The 14,427-nt window shown below is 63.7% G+C and carries 14 protein-coding genes and 1 pseudogene; 10 read left to right on the plus strand and 5 right to left on the minus strand.

The features are described from left to right. The coding region (locus tag JSE7799_RS15780) for a transposase (protein WP_186201978.1) at positions 1-524 on the minus strand (524 nt) is incomplete at its 3' end. A gap of 172 nt (positions 525-696) precedes the next feature. Here JSE7799_RS15780 and JSE7799_RS21885 point away from each other — a divergent pair. The 6 genes and pseudogenes from JSE7799_RS21885 to JSE7799_RS15805 form a co-directional block, all read left to right on the plus strand. Then, positions 697-795: pseudogene (locus tag JSE7799_RS21885) on the plus strand (IS5/IS1182 family transposase); the annotation flags it as partial. Between the two features lie 312 nt (positions 796-1,107). Then, positions 1,108-2,460 carry an ABC transporter substrate-binding protein gene (locus tag JSE7799_RS15785; protein WP_055664470.1) on the plus strand — a complete coding sequence of 451 codons (1,353 nt, stop codon included), beginning with the start codon at positions 1,108-1,110 and terminating at the stop codon, positions 2,458-2,460. A gap of 105 nt (positions 2,461-2,565) precedes the next feature. Then, positions 2,566-3,543 (plus strand): carbohydrate ABC transporter permease, encoded by a 978-nt coding sequence (locus JSE7799_RS15790; RefSeq protein WP_055664471.1) that lies wholly within the window; start codon positions 2,566-2,568, stop codon positions 3,541-3,543. A 1-nt stretch (position 3,544) separates the two neighbouring features. Further along, a complete protein-coding gene (locus tag JSE7799_RS15795) occupies positions 3,545-4,681 on the plus strand; it encodes a carbohydrate ABC transporter permease (RefSeq protein WP_055664472.1) in 1,137 nt (378 codons plus the stop codon). Positions 4,682-4,702: 21 nt separating this feature from the next. Beyond that, positions 4,703-6,340: an alpha-glucosidase gene (locus JSE7799_RS15800; RefSeq protein ID WP_055664473.1), complete on the plus strand. Its 1,638-nt coding sequence runs from the start codon at positions 4,703-4,705 to the stop codon at positions 6,338-6,340. Positions 6,341-6,363: 23 nt separating this feature from the next. After that, complete coding sequence (locus tag JSE7799_RS15805; RefSeq protein WP_055664474.1) at positions 6,364-7,467, plus strand: ABC transporter ATP-binding protein; 1,104 nt, start codon at positions 6,364-6,366, stop codon at positions 7,465-7,467. 165 nt (positions 7,468-7,632) lie between these two features. On the opposite strand, the gene hpt is transcribed toward JSE7799_RS15805, so the two are convergent. Next, a complete protein-coding gene (hpt, locus tag JSE7799_RS15810; protein ID WP_055664475.1) occupies positions 7,633-8,184 on the minus strand; it encodes a hypoxanthine phosphoribosyltransferase in 552 nt (183 codons plus the stop codon). 70 nt (positions 8,185-8,254) lie between these two features. On the opposite strand from hpt, the gene JSE7799_RS15815 reads away from it, so the two are divergent. Further along, complete coding sequence (locus tag JSE7799_RS15815) at positions 8,255-8,710, plus strand: type II toxin-antitoxin system RatA family toxin (protein WP_055664476.1); 456 nt, start codon at positions 8,255-8,257, stop codon at positions 8,708-8,710. Here the strand turns inward: JSE7799_RS15815 and JSE7799_RS15820 are convergent. From JSE7799_RS15820 to JSE7799_RS15830, 3 genes are read right to left on the minus strand one after another with little or no spacing between them, the layout of a single operon-like run. After that, entirely contained in the window at positions 8,701-9,171 is a 471-nt protein-coding gene (locus JSE7799_RS15820) for a CinA family protein (RefSeq protein WP_055664477.1), read from the minus strand. The two genes, JSE7799_RS15815 and JSE7799_RS15820, sit on opposite strands and share 10 nt — an antisense overlap. Beyond that, positions 9,168-9,653, minus strand: coding sequence for a phosphatidylglycerophosphatase A family protein (locus JSE7799_RS15825; RefSeq protein ID WP_055664478.1), 486 nt, complete (start codon positions 9,651-9,653; stop codon positions 9,168-9,170). Before JSE7799_RS15825 ends, JSE7799_RS15820 begins: the two co-directional genes overlap by 4 nt. Further along, on the minus strand, positions 9,650-10,768 hold the full coding sequence (locus JSE7799_RS15830; protein ID WP_055664479.1) for a bifunctional 2-C-methyl-D-erythritol 4-phosphate cytidylyltransferase/2-C-methyl-D-erythritol 2,4-cyclodiphosphate synthase: 1,119 nt from the start codon (positions 10,766-10,768) through the stop codon (positions 9,650-9,652). The genes JSE7799_RS15825 and JSE7799_RS15830 overlap by 4 nt, the downstream gene beginning before the upstream one ends. A gap of 190 nt (positions 10,769-10,958) precedes the next feature. Between JSE7799_RS15830 and dusB the strand changes: the two genes are divergently transcribed. From dusB to JSE7799_RS15845, 3 genes are read left to right on the plus strand one after another with little or no spacing between them, the layout of a single operon-like run. Further along, a complete protein-coding gene (gene dusB / locus JSE7799_RS15835) occupies positions 10,959-11,963 on the plus strand; it encodes a tRNA dihydrouridine synthase DusB (RefSeq protein ID WP_055664480.1) in 1,005 nt (334 codons plus the stop codon). Beyond that, positions 11,960-13,036, plus strand: coding sequence for a two-component system sensor histidine kinase NtrB (locus tag JSE7799_RS15840; RefSeq protein ID WP_055664481.1), 1,077 nt, complete (start codon positions 11,960-11,962; stop codon positions 13,034-13,036). Before dusB ends, JSE7799_RS15840 begins: the two co-directional genes overlap by 4 nt. 4 nt (positions 13,037-13,040) lie before the next feature. Beyond that, positions 13,041-14,411 (plus strand): response regulator, encoded by a 1,371-nt coding sequence (locus JSE7799_RS15845; protein WP_055664482.1) that lies wholly within the window; start codon positions 13,041-13,043, stop codon positions 14,409-14,411. Positions 14,412-14,427: the final 16 nt, after the last annotated feature.

Raw genomic sequence — 14,427 nt, forward strand, 5'->3', positions numbered from 1 at the left:
TAGAACGCATTGAACAGGCGCAGCTGCTGGTGGCCATGCACCGCGTCAAAGGTATCATCGATATCGAGCACGATCCGGCTTGGGGGGCGCGCAAACGAGTGGCAGTAGAACCGGACCATCTCGCGGCCCATGCGGATCAGGGCGCGGGCGTCGGGCAGGTTTTCCATGCGAGAGATCGTTGGCTGCGAACACAAGGCCGGCCCTGTTTCCGGGCCACGCTCCAGCGCGATCCTGAAGCTGGGATCGTGCCGAAGGGCTGCCGCGTCGTTGCCGTCTTCATATCCCGCCGCGATCATCATGATCCGGAACCGGATGATGTCGCTCAGACTATGCTGAACTTTCGCCGGGTCACGCGGATCGTGCAGGCAATCTGCGAGCCGCTGCGCCAGACCCGCCCTGCGCTCGATCTCGCGCAGCAGGGTCAGGCCGGCGTCGGAGCTCATGTCGGCGCCGTCAAACCCGAGCAGGATCGGCTTACCGTTAAGGGGTGACAGGCGGGGCGTGGAGCACGTAGACTGGGTCATGGCGGAGGTCGTCCTGCTGAAATCTGAATCTTTGGCGTCGATAACCAAAAAATACAGATTTTCAGACGGTTACGCAACCTCCGCCGCCTTCTCGTGAATTATCCGGGTTAAACTGTCGGCCCCAGCGCCCTCCTCTCGGGACATTGCTGAGCAATGCAAAGTCGGGCAGGGCATGGTACAGAACGTCGACCGTCAGATTGCCGAGTTCCAGCTCCGCATTGCCGTCCTGAACGCCACTACCGCGCTTGGCATCCCCTTCACACAGGATGTGGAACAGGTTTCCCGGGGAAAGGCGAAGCTTGGTCATCACCCAGCTTTTGCAACAGAGCCGAACTACGCGCTCGTCGCCGAAGGTTCCTCTTTTTTGCAAGTTCACAACCAATGTCCGCGACCGCTACGCCCCATAATTCCAAGAGCGCTGTGAGGGACCGCTTCCAGTTCCAATGTTGCCGCCAAAGTTCTCGTGACCGGACTTCGCCGCGTTGACAACGAGCCAGGCAAGCAGGCATCGTTTTTCCACGAAAGCGGTTTGAACTCAGGCCGTGACCTAGAGAACACAGGGTGCAAGCCCGGGGGAGGATAGATGAACAAGCTGCTGACGGGCACCGCCATTGCGGTGCTCACCGCGAACATGGCCGGAGCCGAGGCCCACCTCACATTCATGCCGGGGGAGGGCGAATTCACCTGGGACAGCTTCCAGGAATTTGCCGGTTCAACCGACCTGAGCGGCCAGACTCTCGACATCACCGGCCCTTGGACCGGCGACGAGAAGGTCAAGGCGGACATCATGTTCGACTATTTCGAAGAAGCTACCGGCGCGACGGTCAATTATTCCGGCTCCGACAGCTTCGAGCAGGACATCGTCATTTCCTCCCGGGCCGGGTCGGCGCCGAACATTGCCGTGTTCCCGCAACCCGGACTAGCCGCCGATATGGCGAGCCAGGGGCTTCTGACGCCGCTGCCGGAGGGCACGGCCGAATGGGTCGCCGACAATTACGCAGCGGGTCAGTCGTGGGTCGATCTCGCGACGTTCGAAGGGCCGGACGGTGAGGAGGACCTCTACGGCCTGTTCTACCGCGTCGACGTCAAATCGTTCGTTTGGTATTCGCCCGCCGCATTCGACGAAATGGGATATGATATCCCGGAGTCGATGGAAGAGCTCAAGGCGCTGACCGACCAGATCGTCGAGGACGGCGGCACGCCCTGGTGCATCGGTCTCGGCTCGGGTGCCGCGACAGGCTGGCCCGCGACGGACTGGGTCGAGGACATGATGCTCCGCACGCAGCCGCCCGAGATCTACGACCAGTGGGTCAACAACGAGATCCCGTTCGATGCGCCCGAGGTCGTGAATGCGATCGAGGAATTCGGCTACTTTGCGAAGAACGACGATTACGTCAACGGCGGCGCTCAGGCGGTTGCCTCGACCGACTTCCGCGACAGCCCGACCGGCCTCTTCGAAATCCCGCCGCAATGCTACATGCACCGTCAGGCGTCATTCATTCCGGCCTTCTTCCCGGCAGGAAGCGAAGTCGGGGTCGACGTCGACTTCTTTTATTTCCCTGCCTACGAGGAGCGTGATCTCGGCAACCCGGTCCTCGGGGCGGGAACGCTGTTCTCGATCACCGATCCGTCCGAGGCGGCCACCGCGATGATCGAGTACCTGAAGCTGCCGATCGCGCATGAGCTGTGGATGGCACAGGGCGGTTTCCTGACCGCGCATGCGGGCGTCAATCCGAACGTCTACGCGGATGCAAGCCTGCGCGCCCAAGGCGACATCCTTCTCGAAGCGACGACGTTCCGGTTCGATGCTTCCGATCTCATGCCGGGTGAAATCGGCGCCGGCGCGTTCTGGACAGGGATGGTCGACTACGTAACCGGCGCCTCGGCCGAAGATGTGGCCGAACGTATCCAGGAACGTTGGGAATCGCTGAATTGATCGGCGACGGCCCGCTCCGAAAGGGGCGGGCCGAATTGCTTTGACCATCGCTTCGATGCCGGTCAAAGCTGCTGAACCTGCATTGCCATCTTGGGGGGAGGGGCCATGTCACCGCTGATACAGGGCATATTGACGATCGTTATCGGCGTGACCGGTTGCATCGGCTATTTCTGGAGTTCGAATTTCGTGCTCGACCGCTTCGTCTTTCCCGCAAGGGGGCCGGAGGCCGGGCGCAACATCAACCGCGCCAATGCGGTGCGGCCTTGGCTATTTCTTCTTCCCGCTTTAGCGGCTTTGTCACTTTACCTCGTCTACCCGGTATTCGGCAGCTTCTGGCGGTCGCTCTTCAACCGGGCCGGAACGGAATTCGTGGGGCTCGGGAATTACGGGCTCCTGTTCGGCGACGGTGAATTCCGGACGGCGCTCTTCAATAATTTCCTGTGGGTTCTGGTTGTGCCCGCCATGGCGACCTTTCTTGGACTTTTGGTGGCGCAGCTGACTGACCGTTTGTCCTGGGGGAACATTGCGAAATCCCTCATCTTCATGCCGATGGCCATCTCCTTTGTCGGCGCCTCGCTGATCTGGAAATTCGTCTACGCGGTCGATCCGGAGATTGGCATCATCAACGCGATGCGCGGCACGCTCGACATGTCGCCTCTCGATCCGCTGCAGGTCGGGTTCTGGAACAACTTCTTTTTGATGGTCATTCTGGTCTGGGTCCAGACTGGCTTCGCCATGGTAATCCTGTCGGCCGCGCTCCGCGGCATTCCGGAGGAGACGGTCGAGGCCGCGATCATCGACGGCGCATCGCCGGCGCAGATCTTCTTCAAGATCAAGATACCGCAGATCATGGGCACGATCGTCGTCGTCTGGACGACGATCACAATCCTTGTGCTGAAAGTCTTCGACATCGTCTACACGATGACCGGCGGCAATTTCGGGACGCAGATCCTGCCAAGTTACATGATGGAATACATGTTCCGCGACGACGGGCGCGCGACGGCCGTCGCCTTTGTCATCATGATCATCGTCCTGCCGGTGATGGTCTGGAACATCGTGCAGGCCCGTAAGGAGGTGCGCTGACATGGCGAAGGACGACGACGGCATCGCAGGCTCCAAGACCTCGCTCTCGCTGGTCACGAACCTCTCGGTCATATTCCTTGTGGTTCTCTGGCTGATCCCGACGGTCGGCCTGTTCGTGAGTTCCTTCAGGGACCGCGATGCGATTACCGAATCGGGCTGGTGGAAGTCGCCCTTTCCGACGCAGGAGAACATCGCCGTCCAGACCGAGGGTGAGTTCGTCGAGACCCCCGAAGGCTGGGTGCTGACCGGAAACGTATTCGGCGAAGAAGGCAGCGGAGAGATCGTCGCATTCGGCGGCTCGCGCGCGGAACCGACGGCCTTCGCGCCGGGTGAGACGGGCGAACTCGTGCGCGGGCGGACGCTTCAGATCGCCGAGACCGGAGATTTCACCTACTTCTATCCGGATGAACCTTCGCGCAATCCGACTGTCTACATCGCTGCCGAGGTGCCGCCCAACTTCTCCTTGGTCAATTACGAGACGATTCTCGAATCGGCGGGCATGGATGTCGCCTTCATCAATACGCTGACGGTAACGATCCCGGCGACGATCATTCCGATACTGATCGCCGCCTTCGCCGCCTATGCGCTGGCCTGGATGGATTTTCCGTTTCGCGGCACGATCATCGCGATCGTCGTGGGCCTGCTCGTCGTGCCGTTGCAGCTTGCGCTGGTCCCGATGCTGCAATTCCACAACCAGATCGGCATCGGGCAGAGTTTCTATGGCATATGGTTCGCCCATACCGGCTTCGGCCTGCCATTGGCGATTTACCTTTTGCGAAACTACATGGTCGGTCTGCCGCGCGACATCATCGAAAGCGCGAAGGTCGACGGTGCCACGGACTTTCAGGTCTTCACCCGCATCGTCCTCCCGCTCAGCTTTCCGGCGCTGGCCTCTTTCGCGATCTTCCAGTTTCTCTGGACGTGGAACGACCTGCTCATCGCAAAGGTTTTCCTGCCCGCCAGCAGCGACAGCTGGGTGATGACGGTCAAGATCGCCGACGACCTTCTGGGCTCGCGGGGCGGGGACTGGGGCATACTTGCCGCAGCCGCCTTCGTTTCGATCGCCGTGCCCCTTGTGGTGTTCTTCACGATGCAGCGATACCTCGTCCGCGGCCTATTGGCTGGCTCCGTGAAATAGCCTGAGACTGGACACCGCAGCATGACAGCGACCGCCGAAGCGCCTCTGGCCGCCACCAATCCCGACTGGTGGCGGGGAGGGATCATCTATCAAATCTATCCCCGCTCTTTTCAAGACACGACCGGCGACGGAATCGGCGATCTTCCCGGTATCACCGAGCGGATCCCCTACGTCGCGTCTCTGGGCGTGGATGCCATCTGGATCAGTCCGTTCTTCACGTCGCCGATGAAGGATTTCGGCTACGACGTCAGCGATTATTGCGACGTCGACCCGATGTTCGGCACTCTGGAGGATTTCGCACACCTCGTCGCGACTGCGCACCGGCATGGTGTGCGCGTGATGATCGATCTCGTCCTCTCGCATTCCTCGGACCAGCATCCCTGGTTCGTCGAAAGCCGCTCGAGCCTGTCCAACGGAAAGTCCGATTGGTACGTCTGGGCCGACCCGAAGCCGGATGGAACACCGCCCAACAACTGGCTGTCGATCTTCGGCGGTACGGCTTGGCAATGGGACGCCCGGCGGCTCCAATATTATCTGCACAACTTTCTCATTTCGCAGCCCGACCTCAACTTCCACAATCTGGAGGTGCAGGACGCGCTGCTCGACGTAACGCGGTTCTGGCTGGATCTGGGCGTGGACGGCTTCCGCCTCGATACGATAAACTTCTACTTCGCCGACGCGGACCTCCGCGATAATCCGGCCCTTCCGCCGGAGCACCGCAATGCCACGATTGCGCCCTCGGTGAACCCTTACAACCACCAGGACCACATGTTCTCCAAGAACCAGCCGGAGAACCTGCTCTTCCTGCGCCGCTTCCGCGAATTGCTCGACGAATATGGCGCTTGCGCCGTGGGCGAGGTCGGCGACGCGCAGCGCGGGATGGAACTGCTGGGTGAGTATACCCGCGACGGGCAGGGCGTGCAGATGTGCTACGCCTTCGATTTCCTCGCGGCCGAGCCGCTGACGGCTGCACGGATCGTCGACGTGTTCCACCGCCTCGACCGCGAGGCGCCCGACGGCTGGGCCTGCTGGGCTTTCTCGAACCATGACGTAACACGTCATGTCACACGGTGGGGTCTAAGTCATGCGGGCGCGCGGGCCTACGCGACGCTGATCTGCTGTCTGCGCGGCTCGGTCTGTCTTTATCAGGGCGAGGAGCTTGGGCTTCCGGAGGCAGACGTCGCGTTCGAGGATTTGCAGGACCCCTACGGCATCCAGTTCTGGCCCGAGTTCAAAGGCCGCGACGGCTGTCGCACGCCGATGGTCTGGGAGCCGTCGAACCGCAACGGCGGCTTCAGCGATGTCCGGCCCTGGCTGCCGGTCTCCTCCGATCATCTCGGCCACTCGGTCGCCTTGCAGGAGGATCGGGACGACGCGATCCTGCATCACTATCGGGCGGTAATCTCGATGCGCACCACGTCGCTGGCCCTGCGCCGCGGCGAACAGGACGGGATCGAGGCCCGCGGCAATCTTCTGACATTCACGCGCGTCGCAGATGGGGAGCGCATCTTCTGCGCCTTCAATCTCGGCGAGAGCGAGGTCGCTCTGACCCTGCCGGAGGGGTCGTGGAACCTCGTGGAGGGGATTGGCGCGACGATGCCGGGGGCGGGCGGCATGACGCTAGGCCCTTGGGAGTACGCGATATTGCGCGCGGCGTGACATAACATCGAGGGAGGAAGAGCATGGCCAATCTGAAGCTGACGGACGTACAGAAGGTCTATGGAGGGCAGGTTGAGGTCCTCAAGGACATCAACCTCGACATCGAGACGGGCGAGCTGATTGTCTTCGTCGGGCCCTCGGGTTGCGGCAAATCCACCCTCCTGCGAATGATCGCGGGCCTCGAGAAGATCTCCGGCGGGACGCTGGAAATCGACGGAACGGTAGTCAATGACGTGCCCCCGTCCGAACGGGGCATTGCCATGGTGTTCCAGTCCTACGCGCTCTACCCGCACATGACCGTGCGCGAAAACATGCAGTTCGCGCTCAAGATCGCCAAGAAATCCAAGGAGGAAATGAACGCGGCGGTCGAGGCCGCGGCCAACAAGCTGCAGCTGACCCCCTATCTCGACCGGCTGCCCAAGGCCCTTTCCGGCGGTCAGCGTCAGCGCGTCGCGATCGGCCGGTCGATCGTTCGCGACCCGAAGGTTTACCTGTTCGACGAACCGCTTTCGAACCTCGATGCCGCCCTCCGTGTCGCGACCCGGATCGAGATCGCGCAGCTCAAGGAGCAGATGCCCGAATCCACGATGATCTACGTCACCCACGACCAGGTGGAGGCGATGACGCTGGCCACCCGGATCGTCGTTCTCGCCAACAAGGGGATCGCACAGGTCGGCACGCCGCTCGATCTCTACGAGCGTCCGAATGGAGAGTTCGTGGCCCAGTTCATCGGCTCGCCCGCAATGAACCTGCTGCCCGGAGAGATCGTCGGAACCGGTGCGACAACGACGCTGAAGCTCGACCAGGGCGGCGGCACCATCACGTCGACCGTGCCTAGCAAGCCGGAAGATCAGGGTGCGCAGGTCAACGTCGGCATCCGCCCCGAGGACATGGTTCCGACCGATGGCTCCGATTTCGCATATTCAGGCAAGGTGGAAATCGTCGAGGCACTGGGCGAGGTGACGCAGCTCTATTTCGAAACCCCCAAGGCCGAGAGCGATTCCCGCGCCGTCATCGCCAAGCTGCACGGAATACACACCGACATTCGCGGACGTGAGATGCAGCTGACCGGTGCGCCGGAAAAGGTGCACATATTCAGGAACGGAGTGTCGCTCCTCTACAGATGATACGTCGGGCTCCTCCAGCCGCATTCGCAGGACGGGACGTCCGGATCCCCGTCCTTGGAGATCCGGACCCCTTCATCGTTTAGACAAAGGTGTTGGAGTGCTCAGGCCGCCGCGACCGAGGGTTCTCCTCCCGATCAACCGCTCTACGCTGTCCCGCCGGATGAGCTAGGCCTCCGCCGCCTCGTCGAGGAAACGGACCGTGCCGATATAGGGGAGATTGCGGTTCCTCTGCGCGTAGTCGATGCCGTAGCCCACGACGAAGGCATCAGGGATCTCGAACCCCGTCCAGGTCGCGCGCACGTCAACTTCCCGCCGCGACGGCTTGTCGAGGAGCGCGATCGTCTCCAACCGTGCCGGGCTGCGCGACCTCAGAAACGCCGTGACGTGGTGCAACGTGTGACCCGTATCGACGATGTCCTCGACCACCAGAACGTCGCGACCCGCGATCTCTCCACGCAAATCCTTCAGTATCCGGACTTCGCGGCTCGACACCATCGCGTCGCCGTAACTGCTGGCCTCAAGGAAATCGACCTCGACCGGAAGGTTCAGTTCCCGCACGAGGTCGGCGATGAACACGAAAGAGCCGCGGAGCAGGCCGACCACGACCAGCTTGTCAGTCCCGGCAAAACGCTGCTCGATCTCCCGGGCCAGCGCCTCGATCCGGGCGGCAATCGCCTTGGCCGAGATCATCTGATCGATCGCGTATTTCTGAGCCATCTTGCTCCCTCAGGACCCTTCGTCCATCACACGCGTTATCACGATTAATCCTTGGACATGAAGAGGCCCGATGCCCCGCCATTCCGAAACCCGCGAGTTGCCGTACACGGCGCAACAGATGTATGACCTCGTCGCAGATGTCGGGAACTATCCCGAGTTCCTGCCATGGACCGCCGCCGCGCGCATCCGTTCGCGCGAAGATACGGCCGACGGTGAGGTCATGTTAGCCGACCTCGTCATCTCGTTCAAAGTGTTCCGCGAAAGCTTCGGCTCGAAGGTCACCCTGCACCCAAAAGAAAAACGGATCGAGACGGAGTATCTCGACGGGCCGTTCCGACACATGGAGTCGGAATGGCGGTTCGAGGAAATTCCAAACGCGGCAAACCCGTGCTGCAAGGTGCATTTTTGGGTCGATTTCGAGTTTCGCAACCGCCTCATCGGCTCGGTTGCGAACCGCGTGTTCAACGAGGCGATGCAGCGGGTCGTGGCGGCCTTCGAGAAGCGCGCGAAGCAGCTCTACGGCTGAGCCGCCGCCAGCAGCAACTCGAGCGCATGATCGCGCGCGGCGGCTCGCACCGCATCGCGGCCAAGGGCCCCGAATTCGACAGTCTCTGTTCGCACGCCGCGCGCATCGGCCAGACCGAAGCAGACCCGTCCCTCGGGTTTGTGGTCGGAGCCGCCGGGCCCCGCGATGCCGGTGATCGCAACGGCAAGGTCCGCGCCGGACCGCTCCCGCGCACCCGCCGCCATCTCCTGCGCAACTTCTTCGGAGACGGCGCCGTGCGCGATCAACGTCATCTGCGAAACGCCCAACATCTCGCGCTTCGCCGCATTGGCATAGGTGACGGCGCCCCACTGGAACATCGCCGATGCGCCAGGCAGGGCGGTCAGGGCGGCGGCCAGCGACCCGCCGGTACAACTCTCCGCCGTGGCGACCGTCAGGCGCTGTTCGATGCAGATTTCCAGAAGATCACTTGCCCGGTTCATAGATGTGCCAGCCCCGCCAGCACGACCACACCGATAGCCGCCATCGCCCCCGCCACCGCGTCGTCCAGAACCACGCCCCAAACATCGTCGCGCCGATCCACCGCACCGACCGGACCCGGCTTCCAGATATCGAACAGGCGGAACAGAAGGAACGCCGCGACCCATCCGGGCCAGAGCGCGGTCACCGGCGCCCCCGCCATGGCCGCGCCCCACGCAATCGGCATGAGGGCGATCCACTGGCCCAGCACCTCGTCGATCACCACTTCGCCCGGGTCGTGGTCGTCCGATCCGCGCGTCACCTCCCGTGTGGCCCACGCGGCCAAGGGAACGAGTAGTACGGTCAACGCTGTGAACAGGATCGGGCCGCCCTGCATCACCACCCACCCGAGCGGCAGGGCCGCCAATGAGCCCCACGTGCCCGGTCCGGGCCGCAGCAATCCGACATAGCCGCAGGTCGCGACGGCATGGGCCAGTCGGTTCATGCCGAGACCAGCGTTGCGGTCGCCGTGCAGGCGATGCCTTCGCCACGGCCGGGAAACCCGAGCCGCTCCGTCGTCGTGGCCTTGATGGAAACGCGGTCGATGCCGATCCCGACTATTTCGGCAACGCGGGCGCGCATCGCGTCGGCGTGAGGACCGACTTTCGGGAATTCACAGATCAGGGTCGCGTCGAGGTTCGAGAGCTCGAAACCCTTCTCCCTCGCAAGACCGACCGCGTGGGCGAGGAAGACGGATGAGTCGGTCCCCTTCCACTGCGGGTCGGAGGGCGGGAAATGTCGCCCGATATCGCCCTCGGCCAATGCGCCGTAGATCGCATCGGTCAAAGTGTGCAGCCCGACATCCGCATCGGAATGCCCGTCAAGCCCATGCGAATGCGGAACCGCCACACCGCACAGCATCACGTGGTCGCCGTCCCCGAACCGGTGGACGTCGAACCCGTTTCCAACCCGCACATCCATCCCGAGTCCCCTTTCGAACCGGGCGAAGTCGTCCGGACCGGTGATCTTCATGTTGCGTTCGTCGCCCGCGACGATCGCGACGTCCAGCCCCGCCGCACGGGCAACTTCCACATCGTCGGCGGCCTCGCCGGGATGCGCCTCGTGGGCCGCGCGGATCGCGTCGGCCCGAAACCCCTGCGGCGTCTGTGCACGCCATAGACCGCTGCGGTCGCGGGTTCCGGTTACGGTGGTCTCGCCCTCCCACAGCGCGTCAACGACGGGCAAAGCGGGCGCCGCACCGTCATGGTTGCGTAACGCACCAGTCACGCGGTCGATGACGGCACCCGTCACACCAGGCCGCGCGGCGTCGTGGATCAGCACGAACGGCGTCGTGACGGCGGCCAGACCGGCCCTGACGGAGGCGCTGCGCGTCGCACCTCCCGCGACCAGATGGGCATCCGGAGCCGCGGCGCGCGCCAGATCCTCGTCGTCGGGATGAACGGCCACGACCATGTCGGCGACCCGATCCGCGAAAGCGGCGATCGTCAGCGAGATCATCGGAACGCCACGAAGGTTGCGGTATTGCTTCGGGATTTCACCGCCCGCGCGCGTGCCTCTGCCGGCGGCAACGATCAGGGCGGTAAGCTGGCTGGGTTCCATTGCGGATCTCCACGGGATTGCGCCGTGCCTAGCCTCAGGCTCTGATACTGACAACCGGCGAGGCACGGGGCTGGCAAGCTGCACAATTTTTGGGCATTTGGAGCCTGACGATGCTGCAATCCTCTGCCGTCCCTGCCGTATCCCGCCCAGATCGCTTAACCATGACCCGAACTGCCCGGAAATCCATCACGTGACTGATCTCTCTGCCTTTCCCCTCGACCCACGCCTGACGGAGCTTGGCCTCACGAGCCCCGTGGCTCTCGCGCCCATGGCGGGCATCACCGATTTGCCGACGCGTCAGATCGTGCAAGAATTTGGCGCGGGGCTGGTGGTCTCGGAGATGGTCGCGTCGCGCGAGATGGTCGAGGCCAAGCCGTCGGTCCGTGATCGCGCGGAAATCGGCGCCGCACGTTCGGGCACCGCGGTCCAGATTGCCGGGCGCGACGCACATTGGATGGCCGAGGCCGCGCGGATGCTCGAAGGGCAGGGCGCCGCGATCATCGACATCAACATGGGCTGCCCCGCAAAGAAGGTGACCGGCGGCTTCTCCGGCTCCGCCCTGCTGCGCGATCACGATCATGCGCTGCGCCTGATCGATGCGGTGGTCGGCGCCGTGACGGTTCCGGTGACGCTGAAAACGCGTCTGGGGTGGGACGACGACAGCCGCGACACTGCCGCGCTCGCCGTCCGTGCCGAGGCGGCGGGTATCCGGATGCTGACGATCCACGGTCGGACACGGTGCCAGTTCTACAAGGGGCACGCCGACTGGGAAGCTATCCGGCACGTGGTCGAAGCGGTCTCAATTCCCGTCCTGGCCAATGGCGACATTACCGATCCGGAGCAGGCGCGTGCCGCCCTCGCGGTATCGGGTGCGGCGGGTGTCATGGTCGGGCGCGGTGCGCAAGGACGGCCGTGGGCGCTGGCCGAAATTGCCGCGGGGCTGGGTCATGGCGCGGGGCCATGTGTGCCGCGTGGCGCAGACTTCGCCACGCTCGTCATCCGGCATTACGGCGCAATCCTGAACTTCTACGGGACGGCCCTCGGCGGCCGTGTCGCGCGTAAGCATCTCGGCTGGTACATGGACGAAGCCGCGACCTCTCCGGAACGCCGCCGTGCTATCTTGACCGCTCCGCCCGAGGCCGTTGCCGACCTGCTTTCCGAAACGCTGGCGGCGCCGGCGAGGCGGGCCGCATGACGCAAGGCCGGGTCTGGCAGGCTCTACCGATGGCGGCCCTCGTGCTCGATGCCAATGACCGGATCGAGGAAGTGAACGGCCCCGCCGAAGGGCTGTTCAACCGCTCCGCCAGATCCCTGACCGGTGCGGTCCTGACCGAGCTGACGGAGATCGACGGCGATCTCTCCACCGTGACTGCGCGGGTCCGACGCACCTTGGCTCCCATGACCCTGCATGATGCGCGCCTGTCGATCGGGCGGGCGCCGGCGATCGGCTGCGAATTGCATGCGGCGCCGATGGAAGACGGTGTCCTCGTCCTCATTTCGCCCCGCGACATCGCCGGCCGTCTCGACCGCGCCCGCAAATCGCGCAATGCGGCCCGCTCTGCGATCGGGATGGCCGAAATGCTGGCCCACGAAATCAAGAACCCGCTCGCCGGCATTACCGGCGCGGCGCAACTTCTCAGCATGAACCTTTCGGACGACGACCTTGAACTGACGGACCTGATCGTCGCCGAAAGCCGGCGCATCGTGAAGCTGCTGGAACAGGTGGAGCAGTTCGGGAACCTGCGCCCGCCGGAACGCCGCGCCGTCAACGTTCACGATATCCTCGACCGCGCGCGCCGATCCGCGATGGTCGGCTTTGCCGCGCATATGATGATCGTCGAGGACTACGATCCGTCCCTGCCAAATGTCTGGGGCGATCCAGATCAGTTGCAGCAGGTAATCCTGAACCTGCTGAAGAACGCCGCCCAAGTCGGCGCGCAGGGGGGGCGAATCACGATCCGCACCTTCTACGAGCTGGCGTTGCGCGTTCGCCGCCCGGACGGCACCGGCGGGACCGTTCCGCTCCAGATCGAGATCAGCGATGACGGCCCCGGCATTCCCAACGAGATCGCCGCCAGCCTCTTCGACCCGTTCGTCTCGGGCCGCGAAAACGGAACGGGCCTCGGGCTCGCCTTGGTGTCGAAGATCGTCGGCGACCACGACGGCTGGATCTCCGTCGAAAGCGAGCCCGGTCGCACGACGTTCCGCATTTCCCTGCCCCTCGCCCCAAACCACACGAAGAACGACGCGCAAACGCCGGAAAGGTAACGATATGGATGGAACGATCCTCGTTGCGGACGACGACCGCACGATCCGAACCGTACTGACCCAGGCGCTCACCCGCGCCGGTTGCAAGGTGCATGCGACGGCGTCGCTGGTGACGTTGATGCGGTGGGTGGAGGAGGGGAAGGGCGACCTCGTCATCTCCGACGTCATCATGCCCGACGGCAACGGGCTGGAAACCCTGCCGAAGATCGCGGAGGCCCGGCCCGGCCTGCCCGTCATCGTTATCTCGGCGCAGAACACCATCATGACGGCCATACAGGCGGCCGAGGCGGAAGCGTTCGACTATCTCCCGAAGCCGTTCGACCTGCCCGACCTGATGAAGCGCGCGTCCCGTGCCCTCGAGCAGAAGCGGAACGCGACACCCGCGGCGGAACGCACGGAGGCCGGTCCCGCCGACGAGCTCCCTCTGGTCGGGCGCACAGCGCGGATGCAGGCGCTCTACCGGCTCGTGGCGCGGGTGATGAACACCGATCTTCCCGTCCTGGTGACGGGTGAAAGCGGTACCGGAAAATCCTTGATCGCACGCGCGATTCACGACTTCTCAGATCGGCGTACGCTGCCCTTCGTGACGGCGACGGGGGCGGACCTGACCGGCTACGACGCAACGGCGGAACTCGTGGCAAAGGCCCGAGGCGGCTCGATCCTGTTCGACGAGGTGGGCGATCTTGAGCCTGAGGCCCAGAGCCGCGTCGTGCGGATGCTCGACACGCTGGCCGAGGGCGGCCCCCGCATCATGGCCACATCGCAGCGCGATCTCGCGCCCCTTCTCGACGCCAAGGGTCCCGATGGCTTCCGGTCGGACCTCTATTACCGGATCGCGGGAGCGCAACTCGACGTACCTGCCTTGCGCGAACGGGTGGACGATATTCCCTTGCTCTCCACGCACTTCCTCGCGCGTGCCGAACGCGAAGGCGGATCGATGCGCCGCTTCTCCGACGAGGCGATGACCCTTATCCGGGCACATCCCTGGCCGGGCAACGTGCGACAGCTTGAAAATATCGTTCGCCGTCTCGTCGCGACCAGTCCGGCGGAGGTTATCGCCAAGTCGGAAGTTGAGGCCGTTCTGACGAATGTGCCTTCCGGTCCGCGGGCCGCGGCGGCCGGAGACAACCTGAGCGAGGCGGTCGAGGGTCACCTGCGCCGCTACTTCGACCTGCAGGCGGGGCAGCTCCCCCCGCCGGGTCTTTACCAAAGGGTTCTTCGAGAGGTGGAGGCCCCGCTGATCGAAATCGCGCTCGATGCCACCGGCGGAAATCAGGCACGTTGCGCCGACCTGTTGGGCATCAATCGCAATACGCTGCGAAAGAAGGTTCTGGATCTGGAAATTCACGTGACACGCCGGCGCAAGTTGATGTAAAGAAGCCACAGCGTTG

The sequence above is a fragment of the Jannaschia seosinensis genome, assembly GCF_001408515.1.
In the GTDB taxonomy this organism is placed as follows: Bacteria; Pseudomonadota; Alphaproteobacteria; order Rhodobacterales; family Rhodobacteraceae; genus Jannaschia; species Jannaschia seosinensis.